The organism is Snodgrassella alvi (genome assembly GCF_002777745.1).
In the GTDB taxonomy this organism is placed as follows: domain Bacteria; phylum Pseudomonadota; class Gammaproteobacteria; order Burkholderiales; family Neisseriaceae; genus Snodgrassella; species Snodgrassella alvi_D.
On sequence record NZ_MEIO01000027.1, the window covers coordinates 113,458 to 131,617 of the forward strand.

18 protein-coding genes are annotated in these 18,160 nt (G+C 44.8%); 4 read left to right on the forward strand and 14 right to left on the reverse strand.

All coding sequences use genetic code 11. The features are described 5' to 3' along the window. Positions 1 to 287: 287 nt before the first annotated feature. Complete coding sequence (locus tag BHC51_RS03385; RefSeq protein ID WP_100123245.1) at positions 288 to 719, reverse strand: DoxX family protein; 432 nt, start codon at positions 717 to 719, stop codon at positions 288 to 290. A gap of 110 nt (positions 720 to 829) precedes the next feature. Between BHC51_RS03385 and BHC51_RS03390 the strand changes: the two genes are divergently transcribed. Both BHC51_RS03390 and BHC51_RS03395 read left to right on the forward strand, forming a co-directional pair. Continuing rightward, positions 830 to 1,687, forward strand: a complete 858-nt coding sequence (locus BHC51_RS03390; protein WP_100099723.1) for a LysR family transcriptional regulator — start codon at positions 830 to 832, stop codon at positions 1,685 to 1,687. A 32-nt stretch (positions 1,688 to 1,719) separates the two neighbouring features. Beyond that, the gene (locus tag BHC51_RS03395; protein ID WP_100153318.1) at positions 1,720 to 2,988 is read left to right on the forward strand and encodes a glycerate kinase type-2 family protein; all 1,269 of its coding nucleotides are present in this window, start codon (positions 1,720 to 1,722) and stop codon (positions 2,986 to 2,988) included. 499 nt (positions 2,989 to 3,487) lie between these two features. Here BHC51_RS03395 and BHC51_RS03400 read toward each other — a convergent pair whose 3' ends face one another. Then, positions 3,488 to 4,027, reverse strand: coding sequence for a DUF4760 domain-containing protein (locus BHC51_RS03400; RefSeq protein WP_100099725.1), 540 nt, complete (start codon positions 4,025 to 4,027; stop codon positions 3,488 to 3,490). 473 nt (positions 4,028 to 4,500) lie between these two features. Here BHC51_RS03400 and BHC51_RS03405 point away from each other — a divergent pair, with 473 nt between their 5' ends. Continuing rightward, positions 4,501 to 4,875: a hypothetical protein gene (locus BHC51_RS03405; protein ID WP_100100287.1), complete on the forward strand. Its 375-nt coding sequence runs from the start codon at positions 4,501 to 4,503 to the stop codon at positions 4,873 to 4,875. Positions 4,876 to 4,981: 106 nt separating this feature from the next. On the opposite strand, the gene BHC51_RS03410 is transcribed toward BHC51_RS03405, so the two are convergent. The 9 genes from BHC51_RS03410 to panB all read right to left on the reverse strand — a co-directional run bounded on the left by BHC51_RS03410 (position 4,982) and on the right by panB (position 15,069). Then, positions 4,982 to 5,458, reverse strand: coding sequence for a GNAT family N-acetyltransferase (locus tag BHC51_RS03410; RefSeq protein WP_180296418.1), 477 nt, complete (start codon positions 5,456 to 5,458; stop codon positions 4,982 to 4,984). Positions 5,459 to 5,468: 10 nt separating this feature from the next. Then, a complete protein-coding gene (locus BHC51_RS03415) occupies positions 5,469 to 6,134 on the reverse strand; it encodes an HAD family hydrolase (protein ID WP_100100285.1) in 666 nt (221 codons plus the stop codon). After that, complete coding sequence (gene hda / locus BHC51_RS03420; protein WP_100100284.1) at positions 6,131 to 6,799, reverse strand: DnaA regulatory inactivator Hda; 669 nt, start codon at positions 6,797 to 6,799, stop codon at positions 6,131 to 6,133. The genes BHC51_RS03415 and hda overlap by 4 nt, the downstream gene beginning before the upstream one ends. Before the next feature lie 146 nt (positions 6,800 to 6,945). After that, positions 6,946 to 9,639, reverse strand: a complete 2,694-nt coding sequence (gene glnE / locus BHC51_RS03425) for a bifunctional [glutamate--ammonia ligase]-adenylyl-L-tyrosine phosphorylase/[glutamate--ammonia-ligase] adenylyltransferase (protein ID WP_100153320.1) — start codon at positions 9,637 to 9,639, stop codon at positions 6,946 to 6,948. A 218-nt stretch (positions 9,640 to 9,857) separates the two neighbouring features. Further along, positions 9,858 to 10,340 (reverse strand): FKBP-type peptidyl-prolyl cis-trans isomerase, encoded by a 483-nt coding sequence (locus tag BHC51_RS03430; RefSeq protein ID WP_100100282.1) that lies wholly within the window; start codon positions 10,338 to 10,340, stop codon positions 9,858 to 9,860. A 97-nt stretch (positions 10,341 to 10,437) separates the two neighbouring features. Then, positions 10,438 to 12,438 (reverse strand): UvrD-helicase domain-containing protein, encoded by a 2,001-nt coding sequence (locus tag BHC51_RS03435; RefSeq protein WP_100153321.1) that lies wholly within the window; start codon positions 12,436 to 12,438, stop codon positions 10,438 to 10,440. 95 nt (positions 12,439 to 12,533) lie between these two features. Then, the gene (gene ung, locus BHC51_RS03440) at positions 12,534 to 13,193 is read right to left on the reverse strand and encodes a uracil-DNA glycosylase (protein ID WP_100135611.1); all 660 of its coding nucleotides are present in this window, start codon (positions 13,191 to 13,193) and stop codon (positions 12,534 to 12,536) included. Between the two features lie 87 nt (positions 13,194 to 13,280). Continuing rightward, entirely contained in the window at positions 13,281 to 14,105 is an 825-nt protein-coding gene (gene thiD / locus BHC51_RS03445) for a bifunctional hydroxymethylpyrimidine kinase/phosphomethylpyrimidine kinase (RefSeq protein WP_100100279.1), read from the reverse strand. Positions 14,106 to 14,277: 172 nt separating this feature from the next. Next, positions 14,278 to 15,069, reverse strand: coding sequence for a 3-methyl-2-oxobutanoate hydroxymethyltransferase (panB, locus tag BHC51_RS03450; protein WP_100153322.1), 792 nt, complete (start codon positions 15,067 to 15,069; stop codon positions 14,278 to 14,280). Positions 15,070 to 15,201: 132 nt separating this feature from the next. On the opposite strand from panB, the gene BHC51_RS12635 reads away from it, so the two are divergent. After that, a complete protein-coding gene (locus tag BHC51_RS12635; RefSeq protein ID WP_180296419.1) occupies positions 15,202 to 15,357 on the forward strand; it encodes a hypothetical protein in 156 nt (51 codons plus the stop codon). A gap of 296 nt (positions 15,358 to 15,653) precedes the next feature. Here the strand turns inward: BHC51_RS12635 and BHC51_RS03455 are convergent, their stop codons facing one another. Genes BHC51_RS03455 through pcnB form a run of 3 tightly spaced genes read right to left on the reverse strand, consistent with a single transcriptional unit; the run spans position 15,654 to position 18,138 of the window. Next, complete coding sequence (locus BHC51_RS03455; protein WP_100100277.1) at positions 15,654 to 16,286, reverse strand: deoxynucleoside kinase; 633 nt, start codon at positions 16,284 to 16,286, stop codon at positions 15,654 to 15,656. A 14-nt stretch (positions 16,287 to 16,300) separates the two neighbouring features. Continuing rightward, entirely contained in the window at positions 16,301 to 16,807 is a 507-nt protein-coding gene (gene folK / locus BHC51_RS03460; protein WP_100123254.1) for a 2-amino-4-hydroxy-6-hydroxymethyldihydropteridine diphosphokinase, read from the reverse strand. Then, entirely contained in the window at positions 16,804 to 18,138 is a 1,335-nt protein-coding gene (gene pcnB / locus BHC51_RS03465) for a polynucleotide adenylyltransferase PcnB (protein WP_100135612.1), read from the reverse strand. Before pcnB ends, folK begins: the two co-directional genes overlap by 4 nt. Positions 18,139 to 18,160 lie beyond the last annotated feature (22 nt).

Sequence of the window (18,160 nt, forward strand, 5' to 3'; positions counted from 1 at the left end):
ACGCACCAACATATGCCTAAATCATTATTTCCAGCCAGAGTATTTTAATACATAACACAAAATACCCTTAGCATAAATTTAGCGCTTATTTTAATTTTGCCACCATCAAAATAATTACCCATTATTGATATAAAAACCATCACTCATAACTGACAGCTTTATCAAAACCAGCATCATTACATGAGTATCGCGCATACTTAGCTGATGTTCCTGTCCACACATACAACTTCAGCAGATATGTCAAAACATACCTGCTGAACCATACACCAGAAAATCAAGTACCAACTTTAACCCAAGAATGCTTTACGCCGGTTGTCCAGTGCCATACGGCCACCACCTGCAACAGACAGATACAGGAAAATAAAGCAGTATAATATCGCCATCTCTCCCTTATTTAATTGTGGCATCAGCAAAGTATGCATACCAGCAGACGGAGTATGAACAAATAAATAAGCCACGGCCATCTGCCCGCATAAAATAAAAGCCGTAGGCCGCACAAACAAACCAATCAACAACAGAATCCCACCAACCAGCTCCAGCACCCCTGCAATTCCCATCATCGAAAATAACGGCACTGCGCCATGACCATCTGTCATAGATACCGGCCATTGCCAGAATTTCGCTGTACCATGCTGGATATATAAAAAAGCCGTGACCAGACGCAACAAACCCAAAGTATAATCATTACCCTCAGCATAAATTTTATGTGTATTAATCATGGTAATTCCTTCTCTTCATTCATAAAAAAAGAAAACGGCAGTGTATTGAATTTACCATTGAGAAACGATATCATTTTTATAGAATAATTATTTCCTGTAAAGAAACACTAATGGACACATTACAAAGCATGTGGGTTTTCCGCTATGTAGTAGAACTAGGCAGCTTTACCAAAGCGGCTGAATTCATGGATATTTCCACTGCAATGGCCAGCAAGCACCTGCATCATCTGGAAAAAAGCGTACAGGCTAAACTGCTCAACCGCACTAGCCGCCGCATCAGCCTTACTGAAGCCGGACAGGAATACTATCACCGCTGCGTAGAAGCACTTAATACCCTCACCGAAGCCAAACACATTGCCCAGGCCGGTACAGTCAAACCACAGGGTTTACTCAAAATTACCGCTCCCAACTGGTGTGCTTCACGCCATTTCGGCGAACTGCTGGCCGAATACCGGCAGCAATATCCAAATGTGAGCTTATCCATCAATCTCGATAGCCGGCGTACGGATCTGGTGGCCGAAGGAATCGATCTGGCACTGCGCGTCACCAATCATCCTGAACAAAACCTGATTGTCAAACCCATTACCAAAATTGATTTTTTTTGGGTAGCCAGCCCGCAATACCTGCGCCAATATGGCACACCGCATAGCATAGACGATATGAAACAGCACTATGGTCTGTTACCACAGTATATCCATCTTGATTTCCCTCTCATTCCTGCCTGCACCAGCAATAGTGCCCTGCTGTTACACCAGATGGCACTCAATCATATGGGGCTGGCCTACCTGCCTGAGTGGATGGTAAAAGAAGATATCGAACACCAGCACTTACAGATTATCGAACACATTGTCTGTCCGGAAAGCCCTACTCTGTATGCCGCTTATATGAATCGCGAATTTCTCAGTGCCAAAGTCCGCAGCTTTATCGACTTTCTGGCTATGAAATTTGAAACAGATAAAAACCACTAAAACTCAACCTGATAACTAAAGCGGAAAACTGCATGCTCAACCACACTAACGCCATCAGCTTTTTACAGCAACTGTTTCTGTACACCATAAAAGAAGCCAGCCCGATTAACAAAATGAGCTCATGGCTGCCAGCGCAAAAACCACGCGGACAGGTAATTGTCGTAGGCGCAGGTAAAGCAGCAGCAGCCATGGCTGCCGAATGGGAAAGAATCTGGCCACAGAACTATCCCCCACTATCCGGCGTGGTTGTTACCCGTTACGGACACAGCGTACCAACTAAGCATATCAAAGTACTGGAAGCCAGCCATCCCCTGCCTGATTCAGCCGGACAGGCAGCCGCTCAGGCATTACTCAATGCCGTGAGCGGATTAAATGCAGATGATCAGGTTTATTATCTGGTATCAGGAGGTGCCTCAGCTCTGACCACTCTGCCGGTAGCTGATATTACGCTAACAGACAAGCAAAATATTAACCGCCAGCTACTCAGTCATGGCGTCCCCATAGACGCGATGAACACCCTGCGCAAACATCTGTCCCGTATCAAGGGAGGCCGGCTGGCTGCCGCAGCAGCGCCGGCACACATCACCACACTGGCCATATCCGATGTAGTCGGCGATGATATCAGTACCATAGGCTCTGGCGCCGCAGTAGCCGACCCAACTACACTGGCCGATATTGAACGTATTGTAAACCAGTATCAGATCGACCTGCCCTCCAGTGTGGCTGCTTATTTACATACCGCCGAAGCAGAAACACCCAAAAATCTTCCTAACAGTAGCGCACATATCATCATTACCCCTCATCAGGCTCTGAGCGCCGCGCAACACTGGGCACAAGATCAAGATATTGATGTACTTTATCTGGGTGACCGTATCGGTGGCGAAGCACGGGAAGTTGCTCAGGTTATGGCCGGCATTGCCTTGTTTCAGCGTAATCTGCGCCAAAACACCAAACCATTATTAATTCTCAGTGGCGGAGAAACCACCGTTACTCTGAACCAGCAACAGGGACGTGGCGGACGTAACAGCGAATTTCTACTGGCACTGGCCATTGCCCTGAATGGTGCCGATAACATCTATGCACTGGCCGCAGACACTGATGGAATTGATGGCAGCGAAGACAATGCCGGCGCATGGCTTACACCGGACAGCCTGTTCAAAGCACATGAGGCCGGTTTATGCGCCACTACTCTGCTCCAGCAGCACCGTGCTTATGACTTCTTTGCCACAACAGAACAGCTACTGCTGACCACCCCTACCCGCACTAATATCAACGATTTTCGTGCCATACTGGTGCTATAACAAATAATTCGGTATTTACGAGGAGACCATAACAATTATGAAAAAATAACGTTCTTGCTCATATTATTTCTTTTAGCAACATGTGCTCAAATGATTACTTTTAGTTGTGATAATTTGCCTACTATTATTGTCAGCAAGCCATAATATGCCAGACTTAAAATCTTTACCGGAGCAAGTAAGGCAAGATTGATATCTTCCGTTATAAATCTTCCTGCATTAATTGTTGCAGGTATGCATAAAGGTGATTTAGTTGATTATAATTATTTAATTATAAATGATATTTATAAAGTTCCAGAAATGATTTTCTGAAAATATTATCGATAACTTAATAGAAATTTATATTGTCTGTTGGTACTATAAACAAATTTATTACACCGTAAATTTAAACTTTATATTCCATATATCTGACCTGAAATTTGCGGTTAGATTTTCAATATCATCTACATCCTGCACTATATAATTTATTTCAGTATATACCAGATGAATTATAAATCTAATATTAAATTAAAAGATATGATTTAATTGAATTGATTCTTTTTACCTTTTTATTTTCCCATTTATTCGATAGCCATTCTATTTCTTGATAATAGGTGAAAACTCCTTTTCTTCTGCGAATCTCTGCTACTAAGGGCGCAATAGCTTTCCAGATTTTTAGCAAATTTGTACAATTATATTCTTTATAAATTTTCTCATCAAAAGCTTTGTTACGGATACCTGAAGCAATAAATTCGAGTCGATTCAATACGTATCGTATATTATTTAATTTCTCATGTTCAATATCAATAAATCTAGCATAATCAACCAAACAAACATCATTAATAATTAGTTTGCTGATACTTGCATATTTTTCCTTATAAACTTTGTCTTGTTCCGTAGCAATGACTAAATCAATAGTAGTGCGTCTGCGCTCTCTTTTCCCATTTAAATAAATAACATAAACAGCGGCAATCGCAGATAAAATTACAGCTCCTGTTGGAACCCAGAAGATGTACGATTCACCAAGTATTAAATTGGCCTGCTTTGTAATTTCAATTTCCATCCCAACCTTCAAAATAAATTCTTTTCATCAATTCAATCCTTTATGGCTGGTATAATTCGATTTCAAAATAAACCAACTAACCATTTACATGAAACATTATTATCAAAAATTTACTAATAGCAAATAATTATTTATATATATTAGGATATGGTTAATCCGATTATTACTGTATCAATAATAGCCAGTTTACTATTATATCTAAATCGCAGCCGGTACATTCATATCGATATGGAATTTTATTTATTAACTTAAGTTTATTTTCAACCTGATAATATAAAATCTGAGTATTTAAAATGGTTCACTGTTCAATAAGCTCCATTGATAAATTTAACTACAGAGACCATATTTATTTTTTTAAAATGATAAATTCAGCCTTTTATACCTATCTCAAATACAGTTTCTTTTACGAATGCATAAATCATTATTAATAGTGTAGCTATTTTTAATAACAATACTGAAACAGGAAATATGCTATGACCAAATTATCACCAGAACTGGCAGACGGTGCCGCCACTCTTCTGCTCAATGCCCAGGCCGTAGGTATTATTCGCAATCCAGATTTATCGGTAGCAGAAAAAGCCAGACTGATTAGTCCAGAAGACCTTGCACTGTTGCTGCACTGCTGTGAATCAGAAGATTATATTTTGCAGGAATTGCTGCAAACATTGGGCAAATTGTTAATTGAACGAGAAAATCTAGGTGGCGTGGCTACAGTAAGTATGGCAGAAATACTGAGTTTTTCTGGCAAACTGAATACGCTGATAGGGGGATTATGGTGCTGTGTGGCAGAAATCAGGCTACAGGCACATGCCATCAACTTATATCATGCAAGCACCATAAAGTATTAATGCTTTCAATCTGAAAAAAGCCAGTATACCTGTTTGACAGACATACTGGCTTTTGTGCAGCATACAGACACGATTGATAACTATGTATGCTGATATATTCGGGGTTTTACAGGGTTAGCTCCATCTGGATATTCACTCTGTTATATGCGCTGGGATGATCAGTGATTTCTTTAAAGCCAGCTTTCTGGTACAGATGAATGGCCGGTTTAAGGCTGGTATGGCTTTCTATATACAGTTTTTTCGCGCCCTGCTCCCGAGCTTTGGCTATCGCAGACTCTATGAGATGTTTACCTATATGCTTGCCCTGTGCTTCTGGAGCTACAGCCAGTTTGGCCAGCTCAAAATCGTAGGGATCACCGTCCGATTTCACCAGCGCACATACGCCTACAGGTTTACCATTATCCAGTGCCACCAGTATGTGACCACCTCTTTCGATAATGGCCTGTCTGGGATTATCCAGTAGCTGATAATCGCTATCTTCCATTTCAAAGTATTTGGCTATCCATGCTGCATTTAAATCCCGAAAGGCAGAGTGATAGCGGTCGTTATAATCGACAATCTGCATTTTTTCTGTTGCGGTCATGCTGCATCCTTTACATGAAATTAAGTATTGGCCAGCCATGGCGATGGGCATACTTCGCCAGTTTTTCGTCAGGATTAACGGCCACCGGATCGGTTACTTCTTGCAGAAGTGGCAAGTCGTTATGAGAATCACTGTAGAAATACACTTTTGTAAAATCGCTCAGTAGCTGGCCACGTTGTGCCAGCCATTGATGCAGACGGGTAACTTTACCTTCCTTAAAACTGGGTGTACCGATATAGCGTCCGGTGTAATTACCCGCCACATCTGTTTCTAACTGTACGCCGATAATATTCTGAATACCAAATGTTTTTGCAATCGGAGCGATAATAAATTCATTAGTGGCAGATAGTAGCAACATTTCATCACCGGCATCACGATGTCCCTGTACTAGCATTTTTGCCATAGTAGAAATATGTGGCACGATAAAATCGCGCATGTATTCGACATGCATTTCAGCCAGTTCGGCACGGCTGAAACGTGCCAGAGGTGCAAGCTGAAATTGCAGGAATTCATCAATATCCAGACAGCCGTTGAGGTAATCCTGATAGAATTTATCGTTTTTCATATCGACAAATGATTGGTCTACCAGTCCTTTTTGCATCAGATATTTCGGCCATTCATTATCCGAATCACAGTTAATCAGAGTGTGGTCAAGGTCAAAAATAGCCAGATTCATGCATGTTCCTGTTGTTTGAGTAGCTGGCGCAATAATGTTAAGGTGATGCGCCGCCCCTGCGCCAGTGAATAATCATTCAGGGTGTTAAGCATCAGAAGCAGGCTGTCCAGATCGCGCCGCCAGTGAGCAAGCAAGTAACGGATAACTTCAGCATCCACCGGTATCTGCCGCGCATGCGCCATGCCTACCAGTGCATTGAATTTCTCTTCATCACTTAATGGTTTGATTTCATACACCAGACAAAAGGCCATGCGTGTACGCAAATCTTCACGAATCATGAGCTGTTGAGGCGGAATGGCAGAGCTCAAGAGTAAGTTGCCATGACGGCTGTTACGAAAATGGTTGAAGAGAGAAAACAGTTGTTGCTGCTCAGTAGCACTGAGTAATTCAATCTGGTCTACGGCAACATAGTCGAGGTCAAACAGCCAGTAGCCAAGACCTTCTCTGGCGGCATCAACATATTCAGCTTTCAGCCCGCGCGACTGTGCCTGTGCCACCCATGCTTTGAGCAAATGGCTTTTACCGCTGCCTGCCTCCCCCCAGACAAAAATAAATGGGTCGGCCTGCTGTTGTAATACGTAAATCAGTTCTGCATTGGTATGGCCAAGAAATTTATCAAATCCGGGATAGCTGCGATCATCAAAGTCAAATATCAGTTGGTTCACTACGGTAGACCAGTTTGAAAAGGTAGTGCGGCCTTTGATTGTACGCTGTCTGCTTTGTTTATTTCAAGCAGCACAATGGAGTAATTCTGCTGAGGAATAAGGATTTTATGTCTGCCAGTACTGTTTGAGCAGGTACATGGAAATATTCACTCAGTCGGCACGGCGGCAAATACTTGTGTCCATAGCTGCTTCACCACCTCATAATGCGCCAGTAAAGTGGTGTCTATGGGGGTAGTGACGGCATCACGCAGGCGGGTATTATGCTGTTGCTGACGATAATAGCGGTAAGCAGCGCGGCTGCCTTCGGCCAGACTGCTGTCTGCCAGCCCTAGTTCGGCTGCGATGCTGAGCAGGGCAATATTGCCGTAATTCTGTAATAATTGCGGGTACTGATGTGCGTAGGCCAGTATCAGATACTGCACGATAAATTCCACATCCACGACACCACCACGGGCATATTTAACATTACTGTCAACAGGCGGATGAGTTGGAAACATTTTTTCGCGCATAGCAATGATTTCAGCGCGCAACTCATCTGTATCACGCCGGCGGCACAAGATTTCGTCCCGCACCGCATCAAAACGGGCACCCACTGTACTGTCTCCGCCAATAAAGCGCGCCCGGGTTAAGGCCTGATGCTCCCATATCCACGCACTTTCGCGTTCATAACGTTCAAATGCCTGTATATGGGTAACAGTAAAACCTGAATCGCCGTTCGGACGCAGACGTAAATCAATATCATAGAGCATACCGGCACCAGTAGGTACGGTAAGCCAGCTGGTCAGACGGCGTGCCAGACGGGTGTAGATGTCGATAGCATCCGGATGATCATCGGCAAATACATAAACCAGATCCAGATCCGAGGTATAGCCTAGCTCTTTACCACCCAGTTTGCCATAGCCAATCACGGCAAAATGAGGAGTATCGGTGTGCCGGTGCGGCAATTGTGCCCACACTCTTGCCAATGCGGTTTCAATGATTAAATCAGCCAGAGCAGAAAGCTGGTCAGATAATGCCTCCACCGTCCACAAACCCGCCAAATCCTGCACAGCCAGACGAAAAGTCCACGCATGCTGAAACCGGCGCAAAACATCCATTTGTGTTTCAACATCACCATGACAACCATCCAGCAGGTGTGCCAGTTCTTGTGCATGAGCCGCCCAGTTGGTATCTGGGCGCATTAATTCATTGCTGAGCAGTTCGTCCAGTAGTACCGGATGCTGTTGTAAATAGGTAGCCACCCAGCTACTCTGGCTCATCAGTCCGGCCAGTTTTTCCAGTGCTTCTGGGTGCTCATGCATAAAAGCCAGATAGGAGCTGCGCCGGCCTATGGCTTCGAGAAAATCCAGTAAGCGGGTTAATGTCGTATCTGGCCGGGGATATTTGGCGGCAACACTGAGTACGGATGGGATGATTTCATCAAAACGCTGTTGTGCATTGGGCGATAGTTGCCGGTACTGGCTGCCATGATGTAGCTGTTGCAGACGCTGCAACACGTTTTTAGCATCAAAACCATGCATCGCCAGCAGTGCTGTACTTTCTTCGCTGTCACTTTCATCTTGCCATATGCGTACCATATCCGGGTCTTGTGGCTTGGCTTTATCGTCCGGATCAGTGAATATAGCATTGAAAATCTCATTCACAGCCTGCCTGTGCACATTTAATGCGGTCAGATAATCGGCATAATTGCTATAACCCATACTCTGTGCCAGCCTTTGCTGTTGTTCTGCACCTGCGGGCAACATCTGCGTTTGCTGATCATCCCAGTATTGCAGCCTGTGTTCGGTATCACGCAGAAAATGGTAGGCTTGCAGCAATTTATCCACGCTATCCTGTGGCAACATGTCTTGTTGCAGCAATACTTGCAGAGTCTCCTGTGTACCTTTCAGTTGCAGGCTGCGTACCTGTCCACCGCGTATCAACTGGAAAATCTGAGCAACAAATTCCACTTCGCGGATACCGCCGGCGCCAAGCTTAATATTATCGGCCATGCCTTTACGGGAAACTTCGCGCTGAATCTGCTGATGCAAGCTACGCATGGCATCATAGGCATTAAAATCCAGATATTTACGGTACACAAAAGGCCGTACCAGTGCAGCAATATTATTCGGATAATTAGTAACCAGACGCGCCTTTGTCCATGCATAGCGCTCCCATTCCCGCCCCTGCTGAATCAGATACTGTTCCAGTGCCGTTTCGTTAATCACCAGTGCTCCAGCATCTCCATCAGGACGCAGACGCATATCAACACGAAATACCTGCCCGTCACCAGTAATATTATTTAACAGGGCGATGATTTTCTGACCGACTTTAGTAAAAAATTCCTGATTACTTTTTTGTCGTTTGCCATTCGTGTCGCCGGCTTCGGGAAAAACAAAAATCAAATCGATATCAGAAGAAACATTCAGCTCATAACCACCCATTTTGCCCATACCTACTACGCTAAGGCGCTGAGGGGTGGCACTGTAACAACCAATCGGCTCTCCGTACAGGCCTGCATAATAGGCATGTGCATATTGTTCGGCGATATTGATGGCAAAGTCAGCCAGATGAGTAATCGTAGTCGTAACTTCATCCAAATCACTTACGCGCGCCAGATCACGCGCCATGATATGTGCCATCACATAGCGGCGCAACAAGCGCAATTGCCGTGCCAGTTCGGTTTCGTTTTCACTGGCCTGTAATTGCGCCCAATCGGTAAAACTGTGAAAATCCTCAGGCCTTAGGCGCCGTTCCAGCCAAAGATAAAGCTTATCTGTGTCAAGCAGACGATTATCCAATAATCGACCGAGAAACAATGAATATTGGCGGGCAGTGGCGAGAATTTGTGCTGGAGTCATGGTGCCATCAATAAGAAATTTAACACATAGTTACATCATACCGTCTGCCTTTGGAGCTGTGAACCGGCAACCACAATACAATTGTTTTCAGCCTATCAGAAAAACACTGATCATCGCCAGTTTGCAGCCAAGATAAAGGGAATATTCAGCCCGGAGCGAATATTCCCTTTAATTGCATTCTCAGGTATAACCACAAAACAAAGTGGCTGTATCAGTGATTAGTGATGGTGATGGTCGTGCGCACCATGTACATGACCATGTTCCAGCTCTTCAGCAGTAGCCGGACGAATGTCTTTCACAGTTGCTTTAAAACGAATGCGCTGGCCGGCCAGCGGATGATTACCATCTACCACTGCTTTACCATCGGCCACATCAGTAATGCGGTATACCATCACCTCACCAGTTTCTGGGTCGTCAGCTTCAAACATCATGCCCACTTCTACTTCAACAGGAAACACATCCAGCGGTTCAATGCGAATCAAATCTTCTTCTTGTTCACCAAATGCATCATCCGGTGCCATCGTTACATCCACTACATCGCCTACTGCTTTGTCGTGTAACTGTTCTTCTACTAGTGGGAAAATACCGTCATAACCACCATGCAAATAGCTAATCGGTTCTTCGGTTTTGTCTATCAGCTGGTTATCAGCATCAAACATTTCATAATCCAGCGTCACAACAGAGTTTTTGGCGATTTTCATAACATTTTCCATAATTGATAAACTGCACAAGCAGCAAACAGTATCTAGTTTAACATGGAACAGACAAAGCCACATGTCACAGCCGTAAAGTGTATCTTCAGGACTGCAAGCTATCCAACCGCGCCATCATGCTGGCAAGAATACTTTTACCCTCCGACTGGCTGACGATGGGCTCACTGCCTTTGCGTCCGAGTAAACGAATGTCTTCTGCCGGCATCTCATCAATAAAACGGCTGGGTTCATGAAATTCCCATGATCCGGCACGTTTGCGTTTATGACAATGAGTCAGGGTTAAAGTTTGCCGTGCCCGGGTAATACCTACATACATCAGCCGTCGTTCTTCATCAATGTTACCTTCTTCCACACTATCAGCATGGGGAAAAACGCCTTCTTCGCAGCCCACCAGAAACACATGCGGATACTCAAGCCCTTTGGAAGCATGCAGTGTTGACATACTTACCATATCCGCATCTTCATCTTCTCTGCCGTCTAACAAAGTCATCAGAGCAATAGTCTGAGCTATTTCAAGAATATTTTTGCCATCTTCTTCGCCTTTCCTGCCTATCCAGCTAAGTAAATCCTTAACATTGCACCATTTAATTTCTCCGGTACGCCCTTCTTCGGTATTGAGCAAATGTGCCTCATAAGCAATATCGGCCAGTAGATTATGCAGCAGGCTACCAGCAGCTTCAGTAGTGGCACGTGCCTGATAATCAGCAAGCATGGCCATAAATTGCATTAAGGGTTCGCGGCTTTTGGGCGACAGCTCCACCAGTGCATCCATACTGCGCGCAGCCTCAAACAGGCTGCATTGTGCCACCTTAGCATAATTATTTAGTCTGGCCAGCGTGGTCTCGCCCACCCCTCGCCTTGGCGTTGTCACCGCGCGTAAAAATGCCGGATCATCATCGGGATTGGCCAGCAAACGCACATAAGCGAGCACATCCTTAATCTCTGCCTTATCAAAAAAACTCTGTCCGCCGGAAAGCCGGTAAGGAATACGCCGGCTGCGCAACGCTTCTTCAAATACTCTCGCCTGATGATTACCCCGATACAAAATAGCAAAATCCCGGTAATGTACCGCATCACCACCAATCAGTTTCTGATGAGCAATCCGGCTGACGACCAGATCGGCTTCATGAGTTTCATTTTTACAGGCAATCACATCAATCATATCGCCGAGACCATATTCACTCCACAAGGTTTTGGCAAACAGCTTAGGATTATGTGCAATAACTTGATTGGCAACACGTAATATACGTGCCGTAGAGCGATAGTTTTGTTCCAGCTTGATAATTTTCAAATCCGCATAATCCTGCTGTAACAGTCGCAGATTTTCCATATTGGCGCCACGCCACGCATATATACTCTGGTCATCGTCGCCTACTGCCGTAAATTTTCCCTCCGCGCCAGTAAGCAGGCGCATCAAAGCATACTGGCAGGTATTGGTATCCTGACATTCATCTACCAGCAAATAACGCAGACGTGCTTGCCATTTACAGCGAATCTCTGCTTCAGCTTGTAACAGCTCAACCGGTATGCGGATTAAATCATCAAAATCCACAGCCTGATAGCTGGTCAGAGTATCCTGATAAGAAGCGTATAACTGCCCGATCTGATGAGTCCACGGATCTTCTGCCTGCTGAATAATTGCCTCAGGTGAAAGCAGGCTATTTTTCCACAGCGAAATCTGGTGTTGTGCCTTGAATACCATTTCCCGCCCGCTACTGCCAAGCAATTCACCGATAATTTTACCAGCATCGGCACTGTCCAGAATGGAAAACTGTTTTTTATATCCGGCGGCAGCCGCTTCTTCGCGCAGAAACCGCATACCCAGTGAATGAAAGGTACATATAGTCAAACCGCGTGTTTGTGGTTTGCGCAATAAATGTCCTACCCGTTCCTGCATTTCCCGTGCTGCTTTATTGGTAAAAGTAATGGCGGCAATCTGCTGTGCCGGATAATTTGCCTGAGTAATCAGATAGGCAATTTTCTCCGTAATAACACGTGTTTTGCCACTGCCTGCACCAGCCAGTACCAACAGCGGCCCATCAAGATAATGAATAGCTTCATGTTGTTGCGGATTCAAATTTAACATGGTTTTAATGATGCTTTCTGGCAAGGCAAAAAAATTTATCTGCCTGATGAACTGATAACCACAGCACCAGTTTACCTGATAACAGGCAGCATGCTTTATAACTGCCAGTCAATCGGCGTCATTCCATGCTCTTGCAAATATGCATTGGCCCTGGAAAAGTGCTTGCAGCCAAAAAAGCCGCGATAAGCAGATAATGGCGAAGGATGTGGCGCAGTCAGCACCAAATGTTTATGCCGATCAATCATGGCACCTTTTTTCTGCGCATGGCTGCCCCAAAGCATAAATACTATATGCTCACGTTCGGCATTCAATACTGCAATTACCTTATCGGTAAAAGTTTCCCAGCCCAACTCCGCATGAGAATGTGCCTGTCCGGCGCGTACAGTTAAAACAGTGTTGAGCAACAGCACACCCTGTTCCGCCCAATGCTGCAAATAACCATGCTGCGGAATGCGAAAACCGGGAATATCATCCGCCAGCTCTTTATAAATATTAACTAATGATGGTGGAATGGCAATACCCTGCCGTACAGAAAAAGATAAGCCATGTGCCTGCTGCGGGCCATGATAAGGATCCTGACCAAGAATCACCACCTTAACCTGAGCAAACTCAGTTGCCTTGAACGCATTGAACACATCCTGAGCAGGCGGAAAGATGACCTTGCCCGCTAGTCTTTCCGCACGTACCACTTCAAGAATACGCTGAAAATATGGTTGCTGTTTCTCTGCACCGATTGCCTGATGCCATGTCTGCATTAGCATTTCCCCTGTCTGAATAAGAGTAATTCCTGCCTTACCCTGATTAGCTGTTAAGTCGCCAATTTTAACATACAGATAAAACTATTAATCACGCTTTATGCGCCAGAAATGGGCTAAGGGGCCATAGCCATGACCAAGATGCCAATGCCGGCCAGCATCAATCGCACCATGTACATAGCTTTTAGCAGCTGCAACTGTATTGGCCAGACTTTCATGCTGCGAACGCAATGCAGCAATTGCAGCCGAAAGTGTGCAGCCTGTACCATGAGTATGAGAAGTATTAATCCGTATACCTCTGAAACATACCGGCTCACAATCCAGCTCCATTAGCCAGTCAGTAGCTTCTTTATCATCATTGCGGTGCCCCCCCTTAATCAGTACAGCCTGACACCCTTCATCCAGCAATATCTGTCCCTGTTCCAGCATTTCCTGATCTGTAGTGGCAATCGGTTTCTGTGTTAGTACAGACAGCTCAAACAGGTTAGGTGTAAGGATATCAGCCAGTGGCATCAGCAGTTGCTTCATTGTCTGTACAGTATTTTCTATCGACAATGCCGAACCAGAGGTAGCCACCATCACCGGATCCAGCACAGTAAAAGGCAGATGATACTGCTGTAGTACTTCCGATACTGTACGAATACTGTCAATATCGGCAAGCATACCGATTTTAACTGCATCAATCCGAATATCCGACATCACAGCAGCACACTGTGCCTCAATCATATTTGGAGGTACAACCATAACCTGCTGTACACCAAAAGTGTTTTGTGCAGTAATGGCTGTAATGACACTGGCACCATATGCGCCAAGCGCAGCAAAAGTTTTTAAATCCGCCTGAATGCCAGCACCGCCACTGGAATCAGAACCGGCAATAGTCATAGCACGAGGGTAAGGCTTGGCCAGCGCCATAAGCATCTCCCTAAATATTTTTATTAGTCAACAAATTAACTTATATATACTTCCTGTAAAAAAAACAAGCCCACACAGATATCTGCAAGATAGCCGATCTGCCCGTTTGTAAAGACAATAGCGGGCAGAGATAGAACATTTTCAAATATAAACAGAACTTTAATTTAATCCATTAATCAGTAAAACTGTGCTCCTCACCCGGAAAAATTCCTGTTTTCACCTGATTTACATAAGTACTCACTGCGGCCTGAATACTTTCATTTCCTTGCATAAAATTTTTAACAAATTTTGCTGTTTTACCCGGGTAAATACCCAGCATATCGTGCATCACCAATACCTGTCCGTCACAATCCACACCTGCACCGATGCCGATAGTAGGACAGCTTACTGAAGCGGTAACCTGTGCAGCCAGTTGTCTGGGTACACACTCCATCAAAACCATATCAGCCCCTGCCTGAGCATGTGCCTGAGCATCGGCCAGCAATTGAGCTGCTGCCTCACCACGACCCTGTACTTTATAGCCTCCCAATGTATGAACGGATTGCGGAGTAAGACCAATATGCGCACAAACCGGAATACCGCGCTGCTGTAGGAACTGCGTGGTTTCTGCTATCCAAGCACCACCTTCCAGTTTAACCATATGCGCACCCGCCACCATCAGGCGCACCGCAGCGGCAAAAGCCTGCTCCTTACTTTGCTGATAGGCACCAAATGGCAAATCGGCCAGAATTAATGCCTGCTTATTGCCACGTGCTACAGCAGCCGTGTGGTAGCAAATATCCTCAACACTAACCGGTATGGTAGAAGTTTGCCCCTGTACTGTCATGCCGAGAGAATCACCAATCAGCAGTACATCAACGCCTGCATCACTCATCAGACGAGCAAAACTGGCATCATAACAAGTAAGCATAACGATTTTTTCGCCAGCCGCTTTCATTTTTCTTAAAGTATGAATTGTATGCATAAACAGATAAATCCGTTAATTATGTTTATTGAGAACATCCTGCCAGCAACTACCGCAAATTTGCGTAGAATCAGCTCACATTGATAAACTAAAACTGCAAAAGTTAGCGCAAATAGTATCCAGCCTGTATTAATGACCGGCAAAATACCACAGACACCTGCCATACCAGAGCAGATTAACAAACATTTTGCTATCAGTCGTATTTCCATCAACCCAATAGATAATGACTATCAGTTAATTCAGTTCAGGCAAAATATTCAGTCTTTACGACTAAAGCCAGCAGCATAGTCATATCGCCAGACTTTAGTTTTATCTGCATCTGAACTTTGCTGCCGCCAGAGTACTGTTTCTGTAAACTTATATACAAAAACTGTACCTTTCCATAGAAAAGTACAGTTTATAACTGTGATTATTTGCAAACATATCTGATAATAATCAGATAAATAGCATAATTTAATTTATATTTATTTACATTGATTAAACAGCGAAATCAGCACAATTAGCAGATTTACGACAGACCCATGCAATAAAAACCACTACCACCAACAGGCTTCAACAGCTTTTTTATAAGCCATCCCAGCCTGTTACTCACTCAGATTCAGATAGTTGCGACTACCCTGCATATTGGCAATGGTATTAAGTAATAGCGCAAAATGATCGTCATTACCAAGAAAATCCAGTTCATTGGTATTGGCAATTAACAGAGGAGCATGTTGGTATAAATGGAAAAAACGGCGATATTCCGCATGAATCTGCTGTAAATAACCCGCAGGAAATAAATTTATCATCTTATCATCCCGCTGACGCAGGCGCTTGTCCAATAATTCGTCATCTGCTTCCAGATAAATCACCAGATCGGGTACCGGAAACTTCGGCATCACTTTCTGCTTGATTTGCCAGTACAGTGTCTGTTCATCCTCACGCAAAATTACCGGCACATATATCTGATCCTTTTCCAGCAGAAAATCCGCAATAGTCCGAGAACGACGCTCATCTTCAGCATAAATCACATTGATTGCCTCGCAACGACGCATCAGAAAATGCATTTCAGTAGCTAGCCCGTGATTAGTAGCATTCAGATAGAATTTTTCCAGAAACGGATTGCTTTCCGGTATCTCCGACAGCAGCAAAGCATCAAAATGCTTCGCCAGACGGCGGCTTAAAGCTGATTTCCCACTGCCAATAGACCCTTCTACGACAATGTAGCGATAATCCATACTTTTCTCCTGCTTTAGTCCTGAACATCAGCAATAATCGTTACCGCGTCTGGCTCTGCCTTCAATAATTTTGCTGCTAAAGCTGAAGCGCTGCCATATGTGCCAATCACATAATATGGGGCAATTGCCGCCAGCGGCACCATTACAAAAGCACGCTCATGCGCGCGCGGATGAGGCAGTACCAGATCAGCCTCATTAATAGTCTGATGATGATAGTCAATCAGATCCAAATCAATAATACGCGGACCATTAGGGACATCGCGTATCCGACCCCGCTGGTTTTCCAGCTCCTGCAAAGCGCCTAACAGCTCCGGTGCACTTAGCGAGGTATGAACCAATACCACCGCATTAACAAAATCAGGCTGGTCTGTCAGCCCTACCGGTTTAGTTGTATAAAGTGGTGAAATGGCTTTGACTCGTACTCCTTTAATTTGATTTAAAGCAGCCATGGCTGTTTCAACCTGCTGGCGCGGATTTTCCAGATTAGACCCCAAAGCAATAACCGCTGTTACTGTATTCATACTTCCTCCTGCTTGTTTTTTCTGGTTCGTCTGTTTCGATATCTTTTTTGTTTTGTTGATGTTTTGTCCGTTTGCATGGCAGCACAAATCAATTGCTCACGCTCCATATCCGAGCCTTGCTGAAAGGCTTGCCACCATTGCACGGTTTCCTGAGATAACTCGCCCAGATTTGCACGCAGACACATAAAATCAAAAGCAGCGCGAAACCGCGGCTGACCAAGTAAACGATAAGGCCGCGCTCCGCGCATAATTTCAAACTGGGGTTGCAAAGACCAGATTTCGCGCATGGTAACACTATACCGCTGTGGTACACCCCAGCTCTTGTCCACATAATGGCGTTCCGATGCAATTGCTGCATTCATAGCTGCATTACTACGCATGCCAGCGGCCTGTTCACGCTGCCATGCATCCCTAATGTGCGGCCATAACACTGCTGCAAGCACAAAGCCCATCGAAACTGATTTATCTGCCCGCAGGCGCTCATCCGTATTATGCAAAGCCAGTGCAGCAATATTATCATTGCTTGCGCCGCCTAACATCAGCGCATCCAGCAATGGATGAATATTTTTCAAGCCAAGAGCATCCATCTGGCGCAAGCATGCCTGAGCATAACCACTGAATAAAATTTTCAGTACTTCGTCAAATAACCGTGCCGGCGGCTCGCGCTGAAGCAGTTGCGCACATTCAGCAATCGGCTTAGATGTATGCTTATCTACAGTAAAATCAAGTTTGCCTGACAGTCTGGCCGCACGCAACATCCGTACAGGGTCTTCCTGATAGCGCTCCAGTGGATTGCCAATCATTACCAGACGCCGGTTACGGATATCTTCAACACCATGATGGAAATCCAGAATAACCTGACGTTTCGGATCATAGTACAATGCATTGGCGGTAAAGTCCCGGCGCATTGCATCCTGTTCAAGGGTGCCGAAACTGACATCTTTCATAATCCTGCCCAGCTCATTGTGGCTATCGACAACTCCACCCCGGAAAGTCGTAACTTCAATCGTTTCCGGGCCAACCATAACATGCACAATCGGAAAACGGCGGCCAATAATGCGGCTGCGCCGGAACAGTTTACGTACCTGCTCCGGCGTTGCATCAGTCGCCACATCAAAATCTTTAGGTGTCACACCAAGCAATAAATCACGCACAGCCCCGCCCACCACATAGGCCTGATATCCTTCTTTCTGCAAGCGGGAAATTACTTTCTCCGCAGCAAAACTAAGTTCATCTGCCTGAATATGATGTTGTGCCAATGGTATTTCCCGTTTTCTGCCGCCACGGGCAGTCTTTCGCGGCAAAACCCTGTGTAACCACTTTGTTAGCATAAATAATACAAAAATTTATGAA